The organism is Mesorhizobium sp. CA5, assembly GCF_020165105.1.
In the GTDB taxonomy this organism is placed as follows: Bacteria; Pseudomonadota; Alphaproteobacteria; order Rhizobiales; family Rhizobiaceae; genus Mesorhizobium.
In genome coordinates, this window is record NZ_JAIUHJ010000008.1 from 60450 (window position 1) to 80625 (window position 20176).

Below are 20176 nucleotides of genomic sequence, written 5' to 3' on the forward strand. Positions count from 1 at the left end.
CTGAGGGGATTTTGGGTATGAAGAAGATTCTCACCTCACTGGCGCTGCTTGGCCTGGTGGTCGCGGGCACCGCTGCCATCGCCGCCGAAGAGGAACACAACGCGGCCGCTCCGACGCATTTCCCGATCAACGAACCGAAGGAAATGAGCTGGAGCTTCGCCGGTCCGTTCGGCACCTATGACAAGGCGCAGCTGCAGCGCGGCCTGAAGGTCTACAAGGAAGTTTGCTCGGCCTGCCACTCGATGAACCTGGTGGCTTTCCGCACGCTGGAAGGCCTCGGCTATTCGGAGGCGCAGATCAAGACTTTGGCCGCCGAATACACCATCCATGACGGCCCGAACGATGCCGGCGACATGTTCGATCGTCCCGGCAAGCCGTCGGATCACTTCCCGGCGCCGTTCCCGAACGAGCAGGCCGCGGCATCCGCCAATGGCGGCGCCGCCCCGCCGGACATGTCGCTGCTTGCCAAGGCGCGCGGTGTCGAGCGCGGCTTCCCGCGCTTCATCTTCGACATCTTCACCCAGTATGCGCAGGGCGGCCCGGACTACATCCACTCGCTGCTCACCGGCTACGACCAGACGCCGCCGGCCGGCATGGTGATCCCGGAAGGCACGCACTACAACCCGTACTTCCTGTCCGGCGTGTCGTTGAAGATGCCCAAGCCGCTCTCGGACGGCCAGGTGACCTATGACGACGGCTCGCCGCAGACCGTCGACCAGTATGCGCGCGACGTCTCGGCCTTCCTGATGTTCGCGGCCGAGCCGCATCTCGAGGATCGCAAGAAAACCGGCTTCCGCGTCATGATATTTCTGCTGGTCTTCGGCGCATTGGTCTACATGACCAAGCGCAGGGTGTGGGCCGACGTGGCGCACTGAGGCGGCTTGCTCCAGAAAAATGCAAGGGCGCCGAATGGCGCCCTTTTCTTTTCAGCCGCTTGCCGGCAAAACTGTGCGGCAACGGATCAATCGCCCATGAAATCCTCCCTCGAAGACACGCTGCTCGCGGCCATCCGCACCATTCCGGATTACCCCAGGCCCGGCATCCTGTTTCGCGACATCACCACGCTGCTTGGCGACGCGCGCGCCTTCCGCCGCGCCATCGACGAGCTGGTCCATCCCTATGCCGGATTGAAGATCGACAAGATCGCGGGCATCGAGGCGCGGGGCTTCATCCTCGGCGGCGCCGTGGCGCACCAGCTTTCGGCAGGCTTCGTGCCGATCCGCAAGAAAGGCAAGCTGCCCTACGAGACGGTGCGCGTCGCCTACAGCCTCGAATACGGCCTGGACGAGATGGAGATGCATAAGGACGGCGTCTCGCCGGGTGAGAAGGTGATCGTGGTCGACGACCTGATCGCCACCGGCGGCACGGCGGAAGCCGCAGTGAAGCTGCTGAGGCAAATCGGCGCCGACATCGTCGCCGCCTGCTTCGTCATCGATCTGCCGGACCTCGGCGGCCGCCGGAAGCTCGAAGCGCTCGGCGTGCCGGTGAGGACGCTGATCGGGTTCGAGGGGCATTGATCTTCCCCTTCTCCCCTTGTGGGAGAAGGTGTCGCCGAAGGCGACGGATGAGGGGTGTTCCAGGGAACGCCAACGTCGCACTTCGCTGGAACACCCCTCATCCGTCTCGGCGCTGCGCGCCGATCCACCTTCTCCCACAAGGGGAGAAGGAGAGGCGCTATCCCACCTTCACCAGAACGGCGCTGTCGAACTCAATCACCTTGTCGCCGGTCGAATCGAAACCTTCCGAACGCAGCGTCAGCAGGTTCCAGCCGGGCCGCCCGGCGAGCGGGCGGTGCGCCTGCGCGGTGCGCGTGAAAGTCACGGTCTCGCCGGCATAGACCGGCTTCAGCCACTTCAAATTGCGGAAGCCGGGCGAGGGGCCGAATTCGGGCTGCGGACCGGGGCCTGTCCAGCGCACGCCCTCGGTCTCCATGCGCTTCTCGAGGTTGTATTTCATCCAGGTGGCGGCAGTGTGCCAGCCTGAGGCGCAGAGCCCGCCAAGCACGCTCTTCTTCGCCGCCTCTTCATCGACGTGGAAGACCTGCGGATCGTATTTGTTGGCAAACGCCCTGATCTCGTCGGCTTCGAATTTATGCGAGCCGAGCGTGACGGTCTCGCCGATCAGGAAATACTCGTCCAGGGTCATGACGGGTCCCTTGCGGCATCACGCGCGAGGAACATCCCAGTGTTTTCGAGCTCGAAAACGCTTTCGCCGCGCTGGTTGACGAGCTCGCTGCGCATGGTGACCAAGCCGAGCTGCGGCCTCGATTTCGACTGGCGCTTGGAAAGTATGGTGAGCGTGCCGGTAAGCCTGTCGCCGGCCAGCACCGGCTTCTTCCATTTCACATGCTCGATGCCGGGCGAGCCCTGCGAGGTCGAATCGAGCAGGAAGGCATCGCACAGCATGCGCATGAACATCGCACAGGTATGCCAGCCCGAAGCCGAAAGCCCGCCGAGGATGCTCGCCTTACCGGCTTCCTCGTCGAGATGCATCGGCTGCGGATCGAACTCCGAAGCGAATTCGATGATCTCGGCGGCACTTACGTCCTTGCTGCCGAGGTCGAGCGAGGCGCCCTCGGCGAAATCCTCATAGGCCCAGGTCTTTCCGGTCATGATCGGCAATCCGGTTGACGAACGCGATCCCAAGGATCGGAAAACCCGGATGCCGGCCCAAGTCGATTTGGTCAAGTGATTTCTGGTAAGCCAGCCGTCGCCGGCCAAGTCCGTCAGAGCCAGCCGCGGCGGCGGAAATACCAGAAGGGCAGGATCGCCGAGACCACCATCAGGGCGATGGCGAAGGGATAGCCGAACTCCCATTTGAGCTCGGGGATGATGTCGAAGTTCATGCCGTAGATCGAGGCGACCAGCGTCGGCGGCAGGAAGATGACGGCGGCGACCGAGAAAATCTTGATGATGGCATTCTGCTCGATCGAGATCATGCCGAGCGTGGCGTCGAGCAGGAAGGAGATCTTCTGCGACAGGAAGGTGGCATGGTCGGCGAGCGAGAGCACGTCGCGCGACAGCGTCTTGATGCGGGCGCGCACATCCTTGCTCATCTTGGTCTGGTCAGCGACATGGGCGAGAAAGCCGGCCAGGCGCTGCAACGAGATCAGGCTGTCGCGGACCGAGGAAGCGATGTCCTCCTTGCGGCCGATGCCTTTGAGGAGCTCCTGGAAATCGCGATTACGCTTCGAGGCCTTGGTCGAGCGCGCTTCGAAAATGTCGCGCGAGATCGTTTCCACCTCGCGGCCGGCGCGCTCGAGGATGTCGGCCAGGCGATCGACGATCGCCTCGAGGAGGCCGATCAGGATGGTGTCGCCGCTGGTGCAGCCGGTCGCCACCTTTTCGGCGCGCTGCGGGAAAGTCTTGAAGGCCTTCGGCTCATGATAGCGGATGGTGATCAGCCTCTTGCCGGCGAGCGCGAAGGTTACCGGCGACATCAAAGGATCGTCGGCCTCGGTCTGCGCCGGCAGCACGGCGGTCATGAAGTAGCCGCCGTCCTCGATATAGAGCCGGCTCGAAATCTCGATCTCTTCCATCTCCTCGCGGGTCGGGATGGCAATGCCCAGCCAGCTCTCGATGCGCGCCTCTTCCTCCTTGGTCGGGTTGAAAAGATCGGCCCAGACGACCCTGTCGCCATCCGCCGCAAGGTCCTCGGTAAGACGCAGGCGATCATTGTCCACGACGAAGGTCTTTATCATCGCCGGGTCTCCCTGGAGATCAGGTGTTGAACTTGAACAGCATGATGTCGCCGTCCTGGACGACGTATTCCTTGCCCTCGTCGCGCGCCTTGCCGGCTTCCTTGGCGGCCGCCTCGCCGCCCAGCGTGACGAAGTCGTTGTAGGCGATCGTCTGGGCGCGGATGAAGCCGCGCTCGAAGTCGGTGTGGATGACGCCGGCCGCCTGCGGCGCCTTATCGCCCTTGTGGATCGTCCAGGCGCGCGTCTCCTTCGGTCCGACGGTGAAATAGGTGATCAGATGCAGGAGCTCGTAGCCGGCGCGGATCACCTTGTTGAGGCCCGGCTCATCGAGGCCGATCGAGGCAAGGAACTCCATTTCCTCCTCGTCTGAAAGCTGGGCGACTTCCGCTTCGATCGCCGCCGAGATCACAACGGTGCCGGCGCCCTGCGCGGCCGCCATCTTCTCCACCGCCCTGGTGTGCTCGTTGCCGGTGGCGGCGTCCGCCTCGGCGACGTTGCAGACATAGAGAACGGGATGCGAGGTGAGCAGGTTCAGCCCCTGCAGGATGCGCAGGTCCTCCGCGGCGATGCCGTTGAGCAGGAAGCGCGTCGGCTTGCCGGCTTGCAGAAGCTCGAGCGCGGCCTCCATCATGGGCAGGACGGCCATGGCCTCCTTGTCCTTGCCGGCGGCGCGCTTGCGGATCTGGGCGATGCGGCGCTCGAGGCTTTCGAGGTCGGCGAGCATCAGCTCGGTCTCGACCGTCTCGGCGTCGGCGACAGGGTCGATGCGGCCTTCGACATGGGTGATGTCGTCATCCTCGAAGCAGCGCAGCACATGCACGATGGCGTCGACCTCGCGGATGTTGGCGAGAAACTGGTTGCCCAGCCCTTCGCCCTTGGAGGCGCCGCGCACCAGGCCGGCGATATCGACGAAGGAGATGCGGGTCGGGATGATCTCCTTCGACTTGCCGATCGCCGCGATCTTCTGCAGGCGCGGGTCGGGCACCGCCACCTCGCCGGTGTTCGGCTCGATGGTGCAGAAAGGATAGTTGGCGGCCTGCGCGGCGGCCGTCCTGGTCAGCGCGTTGAACAGCGTCGACTTGCCGACGTTGGGCAAGCCAACGATGCCACATTTGAAACCCATGTTCGTCCAATCCTGTCGGAAATTCGATTTTGGTGAGGGCTATGGGCGATAGGGGTGACGAACGTCAAGCCCCATGCCTCTATCGTGACAGGGCCTAAAGCGCGTCGCGATCTTTTAGATTCGCTCCCTGCGCTTTAGGCTTTTGATTTTGCGCATGTCTTTACCCCGAAACCGGTTCCCACTTTCGGGAGACATGCTTTAGTCCTTGCCAAAGAGCTTCTTCAGCATGGCAGCCATCGGGCCGCTTTCTGGGAGCTTTGCCGCTGGCTGCTGCGGGCGCGCCTGGCGGACATGGCTTTGCTGCTTCGGCGCCTTGGGCGGCGGGCGGTCGTCGTCGCCGGTCGGCACAAGCTTGTCGCGCAAGGCGAGCGTGACCCGGTTCATGAACGAGCTGTCGTCGCCCTTGGCGAGCAAGCCGGCAGCGTCGGCGATTGCGTCCAGCAGGACATCGAGCCACTCGCGGTCGGCCTTGGCGAAATCGCCAAGCACATGGCCGTGCACCATCTCCTTGACGCCGGGATGGCCGACGCCGATGCGCACCCGGCGATAGGCGTTGCCGACATGCTGGTCGAGCGAGCGGATGCCGTTATGGCCGCCGGAGCCGCCGCCCACCTTGACCCGGAGCTTGCCGGCAGCAAGGTCGATCTCGTCGTAGAAGACGGTGAGGGCGGATGGCTCCAGCTTGTAGAAGCGCAGCGCTTCGCCGACCGACTGTCCGGAGAGGTTCATGAAGGTTTGCGGCTTGATCAGCAGGATTTTTTCGCCGCCGAGCGTGCCTTCTGAGACCAGGCCCTGGAATTTTCTCGACCAGGGCGAAAAGGAATGGCGGCGGGCAATCGCGTCCGCCGCCATGAAGCCGACATTGTGCCGGTTGTTTTCGTATTTCGCGCCCGGATTGCCGAGGCCTGCAAAGACAAGCATCGCCGCCTCCAGACTTAGAGCACGATGCCGAAAAGTGGGAAGCGGTTTTCGGAAAACATCATGCTCTATTTCTTTGGTTTAGAGCCGGATGAAATCATCCGGCTCGGAGAATTACTTCTCTTCGGCCTCCGGGGCCGCCGTTTCTTCCACAGCTTCCGTGGTCGCTTCCGTCTCCGGCTTCATCGCCGACGAGCCGGCAACGGTCGCGATGGTGAAATCGCGATCGGAGATGACCGGCTTGACGCCGGCCGGCAGCTTGACCGCCGAGATATGGATCGAATCGCCGATGTCGGTGCCGGTGAGATCGACGGTGATGAACTCCGGGATCGCGTTGGCCGGGCAATGGAACTCGACTTCGTGACGAACGATGTTGAGCACGCCGCCGCGCTTGATGCCTGGCGACTTGTCTTCATTGATGAAGTGGACAGGCACGTCGACATTGACTTCGGTGTCCTTGCCGATGCGCAGGAAGTCGACATGGACAGGAAAATCCTTGACCGGGTCGAGCTGGAAATCCTTCGGCAGGACCTGGATCTTCTTGCCGTCGACATCGATCGTGGCGATCGTGGTCAGAAACCCGCCGCCATGGATCTTGTAGAAGATGTCCTTGTAGTTGAGCGCAATCGCCAGGGGAGGCTGCTTGTCGCCATAGATAACTGCAGGCACTTTACCGTCGCGACGAACTGCACGGGCGGACCCCTTACCGACCTGTTCGCGCGCTTCGGCTTTCAGCTCATAAGCATCGTGGCTCATGGCATTTCCTTTCGCGTGTTGTGGAGCGTTCGCGGCCGGCAAACCCGTCCGTAAACGTCGAAAGCCGTGCGCGGCCTTGCACGATCTGTCGATGCGTTTGGCGATCCAAAAGCGTCTAGGGGATCATGCAGGCCTGGCCGGCCTTCCTCCGCGTTGCCTCCAAGGGTGTCTACGCGGGTGGCGGCTCTATAGCGGAAGGCGGGCAAGGGTGCAAGCGGTTGGCCGGGCGGGTTGCGGGCGGTTTCCGGTGCCGAAAGGATAAACCGGAAATCCGACTTGCGGCAAATGTAGGAACGCGCAGTTCTCAGCCGTCCTGCGGGCATGTGGCCAAATCCATGGGGACCAATATGAAGCTTCTGTTCAGCCGCAATCCCAATCCTCGCCTCGCGGTCGCGACGGCGCGCCATCTCAAGGCGGAGATCGCGTTCGAGTTCGCATCGCCCATGGCGCCGGGGCAGGCCGAACGCTATCGCGCGCTGAACCCCAATCTGACCTTGCCGATCCTGGTCGGGCCGGGATGGAGCCTTTGGGAGACCGACGCCATCGCCTGCCGGCTTTCGCGCGAGATGCATTCGGATTTCTGGCGCGGCGGGCAGGACGAGCCGGACATGATCCGCTGGATCAGCTGGGGCAAGGAACGGTTCGCTTTCGCTTGCGACATGGTGCATTTCGAGCGTGGGACCAAGCAGCGCTATGGGCTTGGTCCTATCGACCGCGCGCTGGTCGAGGAGGGACTGAGGCAGTTCCACGCCGCCGCCGCGATCCTCGAGCCTGAGCTTGCCGGACGCGATTGGCTGGTCGGCAATTCCGTCTCCTATGCCGACTTCCGCATGGCGACGTTCCTGCCTTTCAATGATGCCGCCCGATTGCCGCTCGACGACTACCCGTCTATCCGCCGCTGGTATGGCCGGCTCGAGGCGATCGATGCCTGGCGCGACCCGTTCCAGGGTCTTCAGGCGCCTCCACTGGCTCCGGTCAAGGTCGAGGCCTGACCCGCATGGGCTGAACCAATCAACGCTTCTCCCGCGCAAACTCAATCCGTTTGCGCGGCGCGTTTTGAAATCTTCTCGCTCATTTAATTCTACCAAATCTGTAGTCTTAATGAAGAAGCGCCTGCGAGGAGAGCCCGAACATGACAAAGAAGCTGGTGGTTGGATTTTCCGGCAATCTGACCCGTCCGTCAAAGACCAAGGCATTTGTCACGCAGATCGCGGACGAAGCGGCTGGCCGCATTGGGGCGGCCTCGGCGGTCCATGACATTGAAGATCTCGGTCTATCGTTCCCGTCGGCACGGCGCATTTCCGATCTCGATCAAACGGCGCGCAATATCGTCGAGCAGTTGCTCGGCGCCGACGTTCTGGTGGTGGGGTCGCCGACCTTCAAAGGCAGCTATACCGGACTTTTCAAGCACTTGTTCGATCTGCTCGATCCGTCGTCGCTGCGCGGCAAGCCGATCATTCTCGTTGCCACGGGCGGCGGCGAGCGCCATTCGCTGATCGTCGAGCATCAGCTGCGGCCGCTGTTCGGATTCTTCGAAGCGCTCACCATCCCGACCGCGATCTACGCTTCCGATAAGGATTTCACCGACGGCGTGCTGGTGTCGGAAGCCACCCAAGCCCGCGCCCGCCAGGCCGTTGCCGAGGTTTTGCGCATCGTTGGCGAAACTCGCAGCGTCGGCCTCGCCGCCTGAATTCAGGCAGTCGTTTTGGACCCGAAGGATCAGCCCATGACCAGCTCCAGCACATCCAGACAGATCAAGCTCGGCGCCTTTCTGCCCGGCGGCGGCCAGCACGTCGCGGCTTGGCGCCATCCGGACGCGCCGGCCGATGGCGCGACCAATTTCCAGTTCCACAAGCAACTCGCACTGACCGCCGAGCGGGGTCTGTTCGACGCCTATTTCCTGGCTGACAATCTCACCATCGGCCTCGGCGCCCGTGAAGGCGGCAACGCCAAGATCGCCGGTTTCGAGCCGGTGACATTGTTTGCCGCGCTGGCGCCGTTGACCACGCATATCGGCTTCATCGCCACCGCCTCGACCACCTATGAAGAACCCTACACGCTCGCGCGCAAATTCGCCTCGCTCGATCTTTTGTCGAACGGGCGCGCCGGCTGGAACGTGGTGACGTCGGCCGGCGACGACACGGCGCGCAACTTCAATCGTGACGTCCAGCCCAATCATGCCGAGCGCTATGCGCGGGCGCATGAGCATGTCGAAACGGTCAAGGCGCTGTGGGACAGCTGGGAAGACGACGCCTTCATCCGCGACAAGAAGACGGGCCGTTTCTACGACAAGGACAAGCTGCATGACGTGAACCACAAGGGCGCGCATTTCAGCGTCAAGGGGCCGCTCAACGTGCCGCGTCCGGTGCAGGGTCATCCGGTGGTCGTGCAGGCGGGACAGTCGGAGGACGGTCGCGGACTCGCGGCGGCATCGGCCGAGGTGATATTCACCGCGCATCAGAACCTTGCCTCGGCGCAGGAGTTCTATCGCGACATCAAGGCGCGCGTCGCAGAGGCCGGGCGCGATCCGGCGCAGGTGCTTATCATGCCGGGCGTGGCGCCCTTCGTCGGCCGCACCGAGGAAGAGGCCCGTGCCAAATACCAGCAGCTGAACGACCTGATCCTGCCGGAGGACGGCGTGGCGCTGCTCAACGGGCTTGCCGGCCAGACGCTCGACCTCAGGGACTATCCGCTCGACGGCCCGCTGCCGCCGAGCAGGGAGACCGAAGGCATGAAGGGCCGCCAGGCGCTGATCCGCCAGATCGCGGACGAGCATAATTTCACGATCCGCCAGCTCTATCAGTGGGTTGCGACCGCGCGCGGCCATTACACGGTGATCGGCAGTGCCGCCCAGGTCGCCGATCAACTGGAGGAATGGTTCACGAGCGAGGCCGCCGACGGCTTCAACATCCTGCCGCCATGGCTGCCCGGCGCGCTCGACGACTTCGTAGACCTGGTAATCCCGGAGCTGCAGCGTCGCGGCCTGTTCCGCACCGCTTATGAGGGCAGGACGCTGCGCGAAAATCTTGGCCTGAGGCGACCGCAGAATCCGTGGACGGCCGCGCGCTCGACCGTGCTCGCCGCCGAATGATTCCCGACGCGAGAGCAAGACGATGACTTTGCAGCATATCGAAAAGACGGTCGGTATCGGCCGGCATGAGGGTGGCAGCGGCACCGGCATGGAGCCGCTGCGCCTCCTGACGCGGACTTCGGCGCGAATCCTGTCGCGTTATGGCGTGCTGCTCGGCTTCCTGGTGTTCTGGCAGGTGGCGGCGAGCAGCGGCTGGGTCAATTCGGCCGTGCTGCCGCCGGTCGACACGATCGTCGCGGCGCTCTGGAAGGGCCTCATTGGCGGCAGCCTGCTCGGCGACATAGCCATCAGCCTGCAGCGTGCCGGCCTTGCATTCGCGGCGGCCGTCGTCGTCGCCATTCCGCTTGGCCTGGTCATGGGCCAGGCGCGTGCCGTGGAGACCGCGCTCGACCCGATCCTGCAGCTGTTCCGTCAGACCTCGGCGCTGGCGCTCTACCCGGTGTTCATCCTGCTTCTGGGACTGGGTGAAGCTTCGAAAGTGTTCGTCATCTTCTGGGCGACGCTGTTTCCGCTGCTGCTCAACACCATCAGCGGCGTCAAGGAGGTCGACCCGAAGCTGCTCGAAATGGCGCGCGCCTATGGCGCCCGGCGGCTGACGAATTTCCGCCGCGTCGTGCTGCCGGGCGCTGTGCCGTCGATCTTCGTTGGGTTGCGGCTCGGCGCCACGACCGCGCTGCTGCTCTTGATCGCTTCGGAGATGATCGGTGCCAACAAGGGCATCGGCTTCCAGGTGATGAATGCCCAGTACAATTTCCAGATTCCGCTGATGTTCGCGGCGATCGTCATCCTGGCGGCACTCGGCCTGATCGCCAACCAGGTGCTGGTCGTCCTGCAGCGGCGGCTGTGTCGTTGGAATGTTTCAGCCAGCTAAGCAGCCAAACCCTCACCGTCATTCCTAAAACAAGGAAAGGGCTTGATCATGAGCATCACCCGCCGTTCGCTTCTCCTGCGCGCTCCGCTTGCTGCCGGCATTCTCGCCGGCCTGCCGTCGATCGCCATGACGCAAGCCGCATCCGTCAAGATCCGCTATCTCGCCAGCCGCGGCAGCATCTCCCCGCACGAGCTGGCCGACGCGCTCGGCTATTTCAAGGGCCTCGGCATCGAGCTCGAAAATGTCGGCTATGCCGCGGGCGGCCCGGAATCGCTGTTCGCGCTCGCGTCCGGCAGCGTCGACCTGGGCTCGGCAGCCACGCCGGCGGTGATCAACTCGATTGCCGGCGGCAACGACTTCGTCGCGGCTTATCCCAGCAACGGCATCAACAAGGATGTGAAGAGTGTCTTCTACGTGCTGGAAGACAGTCCGATCAAATCGATCGCCGACATTGCCGGCAAGACGATCTCGGTCAACACGCTCGGCGCTCATCTCGATTATACGGTGCGCGAGGCGCTGCACAGCGTTGGCCTGCCGCCGGACGCGGCCAAGCTGGTGGTGGTGCCCGGGCCGCAGCTCGAACAGACCTTGCGCTCGCGTCAGGTCGATATTGCCGGGCTGGGTTATTGGCAAGCGACGTTTGCGGGCCAACTGGTCAGCAATGGCGGTGTGCGCGGCGTCTTCAACGATACCGACGTGCTCGGCGAAATCGCCGGTGGCTTCGTCGTGCTGCGTCGTGATTTCATCACGGCGAATCCGGATGCGGCCCGCAACTTCGTCGAACAGTCGGCGCGCGCGTCGGACTGGTCGCGGCAAAATCCGGACGAGACGCGCAAGCTGCTAGCCGACATTCTCAACAGGCGTGGCGAGAATGGCGAGCTGGCGCGCTACTGGACCGGCTTCGGCCTGCGCGAGAAGGCGGCGGTGACCGACCGCGACGTCGAGTTCTGGGTGAATATCCTCGAGCGCGACGGCCGGCTGCCGAAAGGCAAGCTCAAGGCTTCCGACATTCTCTACCGTCTCGGCGAAACCAAGACCAATTGAGCACGGAGACGCAAACCATGCCTACGGCACGCGGCGGCGATGTCACGATCCGCGACCTGTCGAAATCCTTCGCACTCGGCGGGCGGCAGCTTGCCGTGCTGCGCTCGCTCAATCTCGATATCCGCTCCGGCGAATGCCTGGTCATTGTCGGGGCAAGCGGTTCCGGCAAGACGACGCTGCTGCGCATCCTTGCCGGGCTGGAGCGGGCCGACGGCGGCGCCGTCGCGATCGACGGCAAGCGGATTGAGGGCGTCGGCGAAGAGCGGGCGGTAATTTTCCAGGAGCCGCGGCTGCTGCCCTGGCTGACGGTGCTCGGCAATGTCGCCTTCGGTCTCGAAGTGCGCGGCATTGCCAAGGCGGAGGCCGAGAAGCGGGCGCGTTTCTATATCGCCCTGGTCGGCCTTGCCGAATTCAGCGATGCATATCCCAGGCAGCTCTCCGGCGGCATGGCGCAGCGCGTCGGCATCGCCAGGGCACTGACGGTGCAGCCGGAAATCCTGCTGCTCGACGAGCCGCTCGGGGCGCTCGACGCCATGACCAAGATCTCCATGCAGGAGGAGCTGGCGCGCATCTGGAGCGAGGAGAATGTCACCATGGTCATGGTGACCCATGACCTTGAAGAGGCGATCTATCTTGCCGACAGGGTGCTGATCCTGCCCAGGGAGAAAGGCGGCGCGGCGCGACTGATCGATGTCGACCTACCGCGGCCGCGCGAGCGCAGCGAAAGCCGCTTCGTGCGCTATCGCGAGGAGTTGCTACGCGAGTTCGGCCTGCACTAGGTTGATATTCAGGTGATGCCGGCTCGATCTTGATCTCAATTAGCCTTCGGCGGTGTCCACCACCTGGCCGCCGCTTAAAGCATTGCGCAGCGCCTGGATTTGCCGGTTCAGAGCATCGAGTTCAGCCAGCTTCATGCCTGAGCGCTCGATCAGGGTCTCGTTCAGACAATTGCACCGGACCAACAGCGCACGTCCGGCGGCGGTCAGGTCGACCTGCACCTGGCGCTCGTCCGTCTGGCTGCGCTGGCGGGTGACAAGGCCAGCCTGTTCCATGCGTTTCACCAGCGGCGTGATGGTGCTCGATTCGAGGGCCAGCCGATGCGCGATGCTGCCCACCGACATGCCGTCCGTCTCTCCCAGCGCATTGAGCACGAGATATTGCGGATAGGTGATCCCCATCTCGTCCAGCATCGGCTTGTAGGTGCGGTTGATCGCCATGCTGGTGGCGTAGAGGGTGAAGCAGAGCTGATTGTCCAACGGGAGAGGCACGGCGCATTCCTTTGCCGACTGAGCATCATTTATGTACCACGGGAAATGGTATCGCGATACATTTTTTCGTGGACAAGGCTCTCGATCTTCATTTACGGGATGGTTATCGCGAATATTGTTTATCGCGCTAATATAAGGAGATTGAGATGACCTCGCAGACCAAGTCGGGTTCGGGCAGCGGCACGATCACCACGAAGGACGGAACACAGATCTTCTACAAGGACTGGGGGACTGGCCAGCCGGTCGTCTTCCACCATGGCTGGCCGCTGAGCAGCGACGACTGGGACGCCCAGATGCTGTTCTTCCTGGCACAGGGCTACCGCGTCATCGCCCATGACCGGCGCGGCCATGGCAGGTCCAGCCAGACCGATACCGGCAACGAGATGGACACCTATGCCGCGGATGTGGCGGCGCTCGCGGAACATCTCGACCTCAAGGATGCCATCCACGTCGGTCATTCGACAGGCGGCGGCGAGGTCGCGCGCTATGTCGCGCAACATGGCGGCGGAGGCCGCGTCGCCAAGGCCGTGCTGATCGGCGCGGTGCCGCCGATCATGTTGAAGACGCCGGCCAATCCCGGCGGCCTGCCGATCGAGGTGTTCGACGGTTTCCGCGCGGCGCTGGCGGCCAACCGGGCACAGTTCTTCCACGACGTGCCGGCCGGCCCGTTCTACGGCTTCAACCGTCCCGGCGCCCAGGCTTCCGAAGGTGTCATCGACAATTGGTGGCGCCAGGGCATGATGGGCGGCGCCAAGGCGCATTACGACTGCATCAAGGCCTTCTCAGAAACAGACTTCACCGAGGACCTGAAGAAAATCGACGTGCCGGTGCTGGTCATGCATGGCGACGATGACCAGATCGTCCCGATCGCCGACTCCGCGCTCCTCTCGATCAAGCTGCTCAAGAAGGGCGAGCTCAAGGTTTACAAGGGCTTTCCGCACGGCATGGCAACGACCCATGCGGATGTCATCAACGCCGACCTGCTGGCCTTCTTCAAGGCCTGAGGCTGGCCGCCAAAACGCGAAAGCACCCGCCCTCGGGCGGGTGCTGTAAGACGACGGATCATCGTTTCGCGGTTGGGCGGGGACGCTCGATATTGTCCCTATGCCGTCCTTTCGATATCGGCGAGAAGTCAGCGCCCGGCCGCCGATATCATCTCCAGACTCGGCACCGAAAAATGGTACTGTCGCCTCTGAAGAAGGGGGCAAAAAAATGAGTGCCGTCGTAGGATCGCTGCTTGATGCCGGCGATTGCAGCATCACGCTGATCCGATGAGATATGTTTCGCTGGGAACGTATCCGATCCGGCAGCCGGTCCAGGGCGGCCAGCTGCGGGCGAACGCCATCCACAAGGTCCTGCGGGATTGTGGATGGGAAACACGCCATGTCCTCGTTACTCCCAACCGAGGCGCCAGGCGGGAAATGGAGGCCGGCGATCTTTTCATCGAGATGCCGCGCCGGTTTCGCAAGCAGATGGCCAGGCGCAAATGGCGCTCCGATGTTGCCACCGCCGAATTCATCGCGCGCAGCAGCTCCCATCGCCTTGAAATCGCAAGATTTCTCGACGACTTCAGGCCGGATGTCATTGCCGTGGAGCAGGGCTGGCTTTGGCCGGCTTTGCGTGAGTATGTTGAAACGTGCTCGCCCGAGGCGAATTTTTCAATCGTCTACAGCTCGCACAATGTCGAACAGCACTTGCTGGCGCAAGAGGCCGCGATTGCCGGCGCGGGAACGGACCTCTGGAGCGCTCGACGTGCGGCGGACATCGAGTCCGATCTTGCCGCAAAGGCGGACCTGGTGGTCGCGGTCAGCGAGCAGGATGCAGCCCATTTTCGCAAGCTCAATCCAAGCGTGGTGGTCGCCGCCAACGGCGTATGGCCGCGGGAAACGCCCGTCGGCCTCGATCGTTGGGCATCGCGGTTCGCCGGCCTGCGCACGGCGCTGTTCGTCGGGTCGGGCCATCCGCCCAACGCCCACGGTTTTCTCCAGATGACGGATCCGGACCTTGGTTTTCTCTCAGCCTCGGAACGGATTGTGGTGGTTGGCGGCGTTGCCGACCAGATCCGCAATGATCCCGGATTCCTGCGGCACCGTGGCGCCGACAATGCCCGGATCGAGCTGCTCGGCATGCAGGACGGCGCGAACCTCAGCGCGCTGATCGAGCTTGCGGACGTCGTGATGCTTCCGATCGTCGAGGGCGGCGGCACGAATATCAAGACCGCGGAAGCGCTGTACAACCGCAAGCCGGTCGTGGCGACATCCTTCGCGTTGCGCGGCTACGAGCAATTCCAGCATTGGCCGAATGTCCGACTGGCGGACAGGCCGGAAGACTTCCGGGATGTGCTTGCCCAGGCGCTCAGAAGCGAGCCTGAAGAGCTGAATTCGGCGGACATCGCGCAGCTCGACACGCTGCTTTGGAGTTCGACGCTCCGAAAGCTTCCCGAGCTGTTTGCAGCGCTGCCGAGGCGGCAACGCCAGCCGGCGGCGAAGCCAGCCGATGGCCGGGGCCTCTTTCTTCACGGCCTTTTGCAACGCCTGGGTTTGAGGGGAAGGAGCTGATCTCGTCGCGAGGGCGGCGAGGGAAGAAGCTGCTTGTTGGATAAAGCAAGCGTCGCGCCATGGGACGCCGCCGCCGGCTCCGAAACCTTCAAGGCTCCGAACCCGGCGGCGATCTTTTGTTGAACGGCAGCTTGGCCGCTGATCCGATCGGCTCAGGCTTTCCGCGCTTCCTTCATGTTGGGCAGGAAAACAGTCAGCAGGCCGAGGAAGGGCAGGTACGAGCAGATCTGGTAGACGAAGTCGATGCCCTTCATGTCGGCGACGACGCCGAGCACCGCGGCGGCGATGCCGCCCATGCCGAAGGCGAAGCCGAAGAAGATACCGGCGATCATGCCGACGCGGCCGGGAACCAGCTCCTGCGCGAAGACGACGATGTTGGAGAAGGCCGACGACAGGATCAGGCCGATCAGCACGGTAAGCACCATCGTCCATTCCAGATTGGCGTAGGGCAGCGCCAGGGTGAAGGGTAGCACACCGACGATCGAGAACCAGATCATCGCCTTCTGGCCGTAGCGGTCGCCGAAGGGGCCGCCGAGCAGGATGCCCAGCGCCGAGGCGCCGAGGAAGAGGAACAGCATCACCTGGCTCATCTGCACCGAAACGCCGAATTTATGCATGGCGTAGAAGGTGTAGTAGCTGGAGAGCGAGGCGATATATGCGTTCTTGGTCAGCACCAGCAGCGTCAGCACGGCCAACGCCCACATGACCTTCTTGCGCGCGAAGGGCGAGACATGGGCAGCCTGCTTGCGGGTGGCCAGCGAGGCGCGCAGCCGGCTGTACCAGCCGCCGACCCGCCACAGAACGACGATGCCGATCAGCGAGCCGACGGCGAACCAGGAAATGCTGGTCTGGCCGAACGGCACGACGATGAAGGCGGCGAGCAGCGGGCCCATGGCCTGGCCGAAATTGCCGCCCACCTGGAACAGCGATTGCGCCAGGCCGAACCGGCCGCCCGAGGCGAAGCGGGCGATACGCGAGGATTCCGGATGGAAGATCGCCGAGCCGATGCCGATCAGCGAGGCGCCGATCAGGAGCAGCCAGTAATGACCGGCATGGGCGAGCACCACCAGGCCGACCAGCGACGAGGCCATGCCCCAAGGCAAGGAGTAGGGCATCGGCTTCTTGTCGGTGATCATGCCGATCACCGGCTGCAGCAGCGAGGCCGTCACCTGGAAGGTGAAGGTCAAAAGGCCGATCTGCCAGAAATCGAGACCGTAATTGTCCTTGAGCAGCGGATAGATCGCCGAAAGCAGCGACTGCATGATGTCGTTGACGCAGTGGCAGAAGCTCACCGCAAGAATGACGGTGAAGGCCGTCGCCTGCGCCGAGATGTTGCTTGCCGGCGCCGGTGCGGCGACGGAGGTGGCGGTCGTATCAGTCAAGGCAATGCTCCGTAGTCTCTTGTTGGAGCATGGTCTTTTCCGAAAACCGGTTCCCACTTTTCGGGATCATGCTCTGGGCGGGCCGAACCGCAGCCGGCCTTATAGGCCCGTTGCCAAGCGACTTCTTTCGTGGTTTGGTCCAATAGTTTCGCAAGTGGGCCACATCGATGCCGCATGGCAAGGAGATATTCAAGGGCGACGCCGCCGAGCTCGGCCGGCTGCATGAAAGCCGCTGGCAATGGCTGGAACAGGCTGTCGGGCCGGCGGTCGCGCTGCCGACCGAATATCCGGACGGCTATCACGTGCCGCAGCACCGCCACAGCCGCAGCCAGCTGCTGCACGCGCTGGTCGGCGTGGTCCTGGTGACGACCAGGCATGGGCGCTGGATGGTGCCGCCCGACCATGCGATGTGGATACCAGCCGGCATCGAGCATTCCGTCGAGATGCTGGGCGACGTCTCGATGCGCTCGGTCTATGTGATGCCGGGCGCCATTGCCGGCCTGCCGGACAGCTTGCGCGTCGTCGGCATTACCGAGCTGATGCACAGCCTGATCGTCGAATCGGAGAAGCTGCCGCAGGGCGGCGAGCTCGAAGGGCGGGCGGCGCTCGTCATGGGACTGCTGCTGCACGAGATCCCGAACCTGCCGGAACGGCCGCTCGGCTTGCCTTTCCCGTCCGATCCGAAGCTCGCGGCGCTTTGCCGGCGTTTCGTGGCGGCCCCTTCGCCGCATGCGACGATCGACGAGTGGGCGGATGCCGCGGGCATGAGCCGGCGCTCTTTCACCCGCGCCTTCCATCGCCAGACCGGGCTGTCGCTGTCGACCTGGCGCCAGCAGGCCTGCCTTTTCGCGGCGTTGCCAAGGCTCGCCGACGGCGAGCCGATCACCAGGGTGGCGCTCGATCTCGGCTATGACAGCGTGCCGGCCTTCATCACCATGTTCAAGCGCATGCTCGGCGCTGCGCCGCGCGGCTATATGCGGGGGGCGCGCGATGCCGGTGAGAACCAGCGCCGCACAGGCGGTCCGATCGCCGCGTGAAACAGCGCCCGGCGGCATTGAGCCGGTGTGCTCGGCCTAGGCGCCAATTCTAATTGCAAATTGCAATCAGTCATGTTTCTTTTCCGAGAAACGCAAAATCGGAGGCCCCATGGCAACGCTCGTCTATGCCATGCTGACATCGCTGGACGGCTACATCGCCGGGCCGAGCGGAGACATCGACCTGCCGGTTCCCGAGGAAGAATTGCATCGGTATTTCAACGACGAGATGAGGCGGACGTCGATCGCGCTGTGCGGGCGCCGAATGTATGAAACCATGCGCTTCTGGGACAGCCCGGAACGCGATATCGCGGCTGAGGAGGTCGAGCGGGATTTTGCCCGCGCGTGGCGGGAGACGCCGAAGGTCGTGTTTTCGACCACGCTTCAGGAGGTCGGGCCGAATGCCCGCCTGGTGAAGGCTGACGCGGAGGCGGTGGCGAGGACCCTCAAGGCGGATACAGATGGCGAGATTTCGGTCTCCGGCGCCGACCTTGCCGGGCACCTTGCGCGTGCCGGCCTGATCGATGAATACCGGCTTTACATGCATCCGGTCGTGCTGGGCGGCGGCAAGCCTTATTTCCAGTCCGGCCTGTCGCTGGCGTTGAAGCCGCTCGGCACGGAGCGCCTCGCGCAAGGGGTCACGCTACTGCGCTATGCGCCCGCGGCGACCAATTAATCGAACAGGCTCGAGACCGATTCTTCCGTCGCGGTGCGCGAGATCGCTTCGCCCAGCAGGTCGGCGATCGAAATGACCCGGATGTTCGGGGCGTCGAGCACGCCCTGCGTCGGCTGAATGGAATCGGTGATCACCAATTCCTGCAGCTTCGAGCCGGCGATACGGGCAACGGCGCCGCCGGAGAGCACGCCATGGGTGATGTAGGCGGTGACCGAGGTCGCGCCATTGGCCAGCAGCGCGTCGGCCGCGTTGCAAAGCGTGCCGCCGGAATCGACGATGTCGTCGATCAGGAGGCAGTCCTTGCCGGCGACGGCGCCGATGATGTTCATGACTTCCGATTCGCCCGGACGCTCGCGGCGCTTGTCGACAATGGCCAACTGCGCGTCGAAGCGCTTGGCCAGCGCGCGCGCCCGCACCACGCCGCCAATGTCGGGCGACACGACGACGACATTGCCGAGCTGCTTGTACTTGGCCTTCACGTCGCGGGCCATCACCGGCACCGAGAACAGATTGTCGGTCGGGATGTCGAAGAAACCCTGGATCTGGCCGGCATGGAGATCAAGCGTCAGCACGCGGTCGGCGCCGGCGCGGGTGATCATATTGGCGACCAGCTTGGCCGAGATCGGCGTGCGGCCCGAGGCGCGGCGGTCCTGCCTTGCATAGCCGAAATAGGGGATGACCGCCGTGATGCGCCGCGCCGAGGAGCGCATGAAGGCGTCCATCATGATGAGCAGTTCCATCAGATGGTCGTTGGTCGGATACGAGGTCGATTGCAGGATGAAGACATCCTCGCCGCGCACGTTTTCCTGGATCTCGACGAAGATCTCCTGGTCGGCGAAGCGCCTGACGCTGGCCTTGCCCAGCGGGACGTTGAGATAGCGAGCGACCGCCTCGGCCAGCACCCGATTGGAATTGCCCGCGAAAAGCTTCATGCACCGTTCCTGGTGAAGGATGGAGAGGCCGGAGAGACTCTCATGCGCCTTTTAAGCGGGCTTTTAGCGGGCCGGGCCGGTATTGCAAGCCTCGTCGTGGGGAATCCTTCCGGCGGCCGCAACAAACAGGGAAAACATCGCAAGCCGGCAACAGTTTGGCCGGCAACAGTTTGGCCCGCGCCGGTCCGGTCAACCGGCGCCGCCGCTGCCGAGCCAGGCGGCGAACTGGTCGATCGTCTGGTCGGCAATGGCCTGCATGGTCGCGGGCGCCACCGTGGGCCAGCCCTCGCCGCTGCCGGCCGCGGGCGCCTTCTGCTGGCCATTGATGCGGTGCAGGCGATTGCCGGAGGGGTCGTAGATGTCCCAGACATAGATGACGGTCGTGTCCTTGCCCTCGGACATCGTCGAAAAATAGCCCTTCAGCACATGCGTGGCCGTTTGGTCGGTGCTGCCGACAAGCGTCAGGCCGCGCTGCCGGGCACGGGCCTGCAGTTCCGCCGTCAAGGGCGCCGCGGCCTCCACGGACGCGCCGACGATCGGCGCCACCTGCAGCCGCGTCTTGGCGACAGCCGCAGTCTGGGCCGGTGTCCTGGATGTCGCGGGCGACGCTGTGGTGGAAGGCGCGGGCGAAGGGGCGGGCGCGGTCGTGGTCGGGGTTGTGGCTGTCGTCGATGTGCCCTGCGAAGCGGCCGAGGACTGGGCCGAGCCCGCCGGCGGGGTGATCGCCGAAGGTTCGAGCACGTCCTTGGCATTGGTGCAGGCGCCAAGCGCCAGCGCCGCAAGCAATGACACGGTCGTCACCTGCGATCGTCTCATTTGCCTG

22 protein-coding genes are annotated in these 20176 nt (G+C 63.7%); 12 read left to right on the forward strand and 10 right to left on the reverse strand.

Features of this window, described 5'->3' with window-relative positions; all coding sequences use genetic code 11:
* The first annotated feature begins 17 nt into the window (after positions 1–17).
* Entirely contained in the window at positions 18–875 is an 858-nt protein-coding gene (locus tag LB529_RS12505; protein WP_224524619.1) for a cytochrome c1, read from the forward strand.
* A gap of 96 nt (positions 876–971) precedes the next feature.
* Positions 972–1517, forward strand: coding sequence for an adenine phosphoribosyltransferase (locus tag LB529_RS12510; protein ID WP_041012774.1), 546 nt, complete (start codon positions 972–974; stop codon positions 1515–1517).
* Positions 1518–1674: 157 nt separating this feature from the next.
* Here the strand turns inward: LB529_RS12510 and LB529_RS12515 are convergent, their stop codons facing one another.
* The 6 genes from LB529_RS12515 to LB529_RS12540 form a co-directional block, all read right to left on the reverse strand.
* Entirely contained in the window at positions 1675–2145 is a 471-nt protein-coding gene (locus LB529_RS12515; protein WP_224531108.1) for a MaoC family dehydratase, read from the reverse strand.
* The gene (locus LB529_RS12520) at positions 2142–2612 is read right to left on the reverse strand and encodes a MaoC family dehydratase (protein WP_224531110.1); all 471 of its coding nucleotides are present in this window, start codon (positions 2610–2612) and stop codon (positions 2142–2144) included. The genes LB529_RS12515 and LB529_RS12520 overlap by 4 nt, the downstream gene beginning before the upstream one ends.
* A gap of 113 nt (positions 2613–2725) precedes the next feature.
* The gene (gene corA / locus LB529_RS12525; RefSeq protein WP_140543249.1) at positions 2726–3700 is read right to left on the reverse strand and encodes a magnesium/cobalt transporter CorA; all 975 of its coding nucleotides are present in this window, start codon (positions 3698–3700) and stop codon (positions 2726–2728) included.
* A gap of 19 nt (positions 3701–3719) precedes the next feature.
* Positions 3720–4823 (reverse strand): redox-regulated ATPase YchF, encoded by a 1104-nt coding sequence (gene ychF / locus LB529_RS12530; protein ID WP_224626820.1) that lies wholly within the window; start codon positions 4821–4823, stop codon positions 3720–3722.
* A 198-nt stretch (positions 4824–5021) separates the two neighbouring features.
* The gene (pth, locus tag LB529_RS12535; protein ID WP_095766517.1) at positions 5022–5744 is read right to left on the reverse strand and encodes an aminoacyl-tRNA hydrolase; all 723 of its coding nucleotides are present in this window, start codon (positions 5742–5744) and stop codon (positions 5022–5024) included.
* A gap of 111 nt (positions 5745–5855) precedes the next feature.
* Entirely contained in the window at positions 5856–6497 is a 642-nt protein-coding gene (locus LB529_RS12540; RefSeq protein WP_095766518.1) for a 50S ribosomal protein L25/general stress protein Ctc, read from the reverse strand.
* A 347-nt stretch (positions 6498–6844) separates the two neighbouring features.
* Between LB529_RS12540 and LB529_RS12545 the strand changes: the two genes are divergently transcribed.
* From LB529_RS12545 to LB529_RS12570, 6 genes are all read left to right on the forward strand, one after another.
* A complete protein-coding gene (locus LB529_RS12545) occupies positions 6845–7489 on the forward strand; it encodes a glutathione S-transferase family protein (protein ID WP_224711250.1) in 645 nt (214 codons plus the stop codon).
* 140 nt (positions 7490–7629) lie between these two features.
* A complete protein-coding gene (msuE, locus tag LB529_RS12550; RefSeq protein ID WP_224531135.1) occupies positions 7630–8187 on the forward strand; it encodes an FMN reductase in 558 nt (185 codons plus the stop codon).
* Between the two features lie 36 nt (positions 8188–8223).
* On the forward strand, positions 8224–9588 hold the full coding sequence (locus LB529_RS12555) for an LLM class flavin-dependent oxidoreductase (RefSeq protein ID WP_224711251.1): 1365 nt from the start codon (positions 8224–8226) through the stop codon (positions 9586–9588).
* A 22-nt stretch (positions 9589–9610) separates the two neighbouring features.
* On the forward strand, positions 9611–10459 hold the full coding sequence (locus LB529_RS12560) for an ABC transporter permease (RefSeq protein WP_224711252.1): 849 nt from the start codon (positions 9611–9613) through the stop codon (positions 10457–10459).
* A 48-nt stretch (positions 10460–10507) separates the two neighbouring features.
* Positions 10508–11503 (forward strand): ABC transporter substrate-binding protein, encoded by a 996-nt coding sequence (locus tag LB529_RS12565; protein ID WP_224711253.1) that lies wholly within the window; start codon positions 10508–10510, stop codon positions 11501–11503.
* A 17-nt stretch (positions 11504–11520) separates the two neighbouring features.
* Positions 11521–12282, forward strand: a complete 762-nt coding sequence (locus LB529_RS12570; protein WP_095766523.1) for an ABC transporter ATP-binding protein — start codon at positions 11521–11523, stop codon at positions 12280–12282.
* A gap of 39 nt (positions 12283–12321) precedes the next feature.
* Here LB529_RS12570 and LB529_RS12575 read toward each other — a convergent pair whose 3' ends face one another.
* On the reverse strand, positions 12322–12771 hold the full coding sequence (locus tag LB529_RS12575) for a MarR family winged helix-turn-helix transcriptional regulator (RefSeq protein WP_095766524.1): 450 nt from the start codon (positions 12769–12771) through the stop codon (positions 12322–12324).
* A 146-nt stretch (positions 12772–12917) separates the two neighbouring features.
* Between LB529_RS12575 and LB529_RS12580 the strand changes: the two genes are divergently transcribed.
* Complete coding sequence (locus LB529_RS12580; RefSeq protein ID WP_095766525.1) at positions 12918–13775, forward strand: alpha/beta fold hydrolase; 858 nt, start codon at positions 12918–12920, stop codon at positions 13773–13775.
* A gap of 267 nt (positions 13776–14042) precedes the next feature.
* Entirely contained in the window at positions 14043–15329 is a 1287-nt protein-coding gene (locus tag LB529_RS12585; protein ID WP_224711254.1) for a glycosyltransferase, read from the forward strand.
* Between the two features lie 152 nt (positions 15330–15481).
* On the opposite strand, the gene LB529_RS12590 is transcribed toward LB529_RS12585, so the two are convergent.
* Positions 15482–16711 (reverse strand): MFS transporter, encoded by a 1230-nt coding sequence (locus LB529_RS12590; RefSeq protein WP_181174692.1) that lies wholly within the window; start codon positions 16709–16711, stop codon positions 15482–15484.
* Between the two features lie 167 nt (positions 16712–16878).
* Between LB529_RS12590 and LB529_RS12595 the strand changes: the two genes are divergently transcribed.
* Both LB529_RS12595 and LB529_RS12600 read left to right on the forward strand, forming a co-directional pair.
* Positions 16879–17748 carry an AraC family transcriptional regulator gene (locus LB529_RS12595; protein ID WP_224711255.1) on the forward strand — a complete coding sequence of 290 codons (870 nt, stop codon included), beginning with the start codon at positions 16879–16881 and terminating at the stop codon, positions 17746–17748.
* A 109-nt stretch (positions 17749–17857) separates the two neighbouring features.
* Positions 17858–18421: a dihydrofolate reductase family protein gene (locus tag LB529_RS12600; protein WP_224711256.1), complete on the forward strand. Its 564-nt coding sequence runs from the start codon at positions 17858–17860 to the stop codon at positions 18419–18421.
* On the opposite strand, the gene LB529_RS12605 is transcribed toward LB529_RS12600, so the two are convergent.
* Together LB529_RS12605 and LB529_RS12610 are read right to left on the reverse strand one after the other, a co-directional pair.
* On the reverse strand, positions 18418–19353 hold the full coding sequence (locus LB529_RS12605; protein ID WP_095766529.1) for a ribose-phosphate pyrophosphokinase: 936 nt from the start codon (positions 19351–19353) through the stop codon (positions 18418–18420). The genes LB529_RS12600 and LB529_RS12605 overlap by 4 nt on opposite strands.
* A 189-nt stretch (positions 19354–19542) precedes the next feature.
* Complete coding sequence (locus LB529_RS12610) at positions 19543–20169, reverse strand: hypothetical protein (protein ID WP_095766530.1); 627 nt, start codon at positions 20167–20169, stop codon at positions 19543–19545.
* Positions 20170–20176: the final 7 nt, after the last annotated feature.

Bases quoted from the DNA above. Each gene is read 5' to 3' on its own strand.
- LB529_RS12560 (WP_224711252.1), top strand. From the start codon at position 9,611: ATGACTTTGCAGCATATCGAAAAGACGGTCGGTATCGGCCGGCATGAG.
- LB529_RS12540 (WP_095766518.1), bottom strand. From the start codon at position 6,497: ATGAGCCACGATGCTTATGAGCTGAAAGCCGAAGCGCGCGAACAGGTC.
- LB529_RS12555 (WP_224711251.1), top strand. From the start codon at position 8,224: ATGACCAGCTCCAGCACATCCAGACAGATCAAGCTCGGCGCCTTTCTG.
- LB529_RS12585 (WP_224711254.1), top strand. From the start codon at position 14,043: ATGAGATATGTTTCGCTGGGAACGTATCCGATCCGGCAGCCGGTCCAG.
- LB529_RS12520 (WP_224531110.1), bottom strand. From the start codon at position 2,612: ATGACCGGAAAGACCTGGGCCTATGAGGATTTCGCCGAGGGCGCCTCG.
- msuE (WP_224531135.1), top strand. From the start codon at position 7,630: ATGACAAAGAAGCTGGTGGTTGGATTTTCCGGCAATCTGACCCGTCCG.
- LB529_RS12600 (WP_224711256.1), top strand. From the start codon at position 17,858: ATGGCAACGCTCGTCTATGCCATGCTGACATCGCTGGACGGCTACATC.
- pth (WP_095766517.1), bottom strand. From the start codon at position 5,744: ATGCTTGTCTTTGCAGGCCTCGGCAATCCGGGCGCGAAATACGAAAAC.
- LB529_RS12595 (WP_224711255.1), top strand. From the start codon at position 16,879: ATGCCGCATGGCAAGGAGATATTCAAGGGCGACGCCGCCGAGCTCGGC.
- ychF (WP_224626820.1), bottom strand. From the start codon at position 4,823: ATGGGTTTCAAATGTGGCATCGTTGGCTTGCCCAACGTCGGCAAGTCG.
- LB529_RS12515 (WP_224531108.1), bottom strand. From the start codon at position 2,145: ATGACCCTGGACGAGTATTTCCTGATCGGCGAGACCGTCACGCTCGGC.
- LB529_RS12580 (WP_095766525.1), top strand. From the start codon at position 12,918: ATGACCTCGCAGACCAAGTCGGGTTCGGGCAGCGGCACGATCACCACG.
- LB529_RS12545 (WP_224711250.1), top strand. From the start codon at position 6,845: ATGAAGCTTCTGTTCAGCCGCAATCCCAATCCTCGCCTCGCGGTCGCG.
- LB529_RS12510 (WP_041012774.1), top strand. From the start codon at position 972: ATGAAATCCTCCCTCGAAGACACGCTGCTCGCGGCCATCCGCACCATT.
- LB529_RS12610 (WP_095766530.1), bottom strand. From the start codon at position 20,169: ATGAGACGATCGCAGGTGACGACCGTGTCATTGCTTGCGGCGCTGGCG.
- LB529_RS12570 (WP_095766523.1), top strand. From the start codon at position 11,521: ATGCCTACGGCACGCGGCGGCGATGTCACGATCCGCGACCTGTCGAAA.
- LB529_RS12605 (WP_095766529.1), bottom strand. From the start codon at position 19,353: ATGAAGCTTTTCGCGGGCAATTCCAATCGGGTGCTGGCCGAGGCGGTC.
- LB529_RS12505 (WP_224524619.1), top strand. From the start codon at position 18: ATGAAGAAGATTCTCACCTCACTGGCGCTGCTTGGCCTGGTGGTCGCG.
- corA (WP_140543249.1), bottom strand. From the start codon at position 3,700: ATGATAAAGACCTTCGTCGTGGACAATGATCGCCTGCGTCTTACCGAG.
- LB529_RS12565 (WP_224711253.1), top strand. From the start codon at position 10,508: ATGAGCATCACCCGCCGTTCGCTTCTCCTGCGCGCTCCGCTTGCTGCC.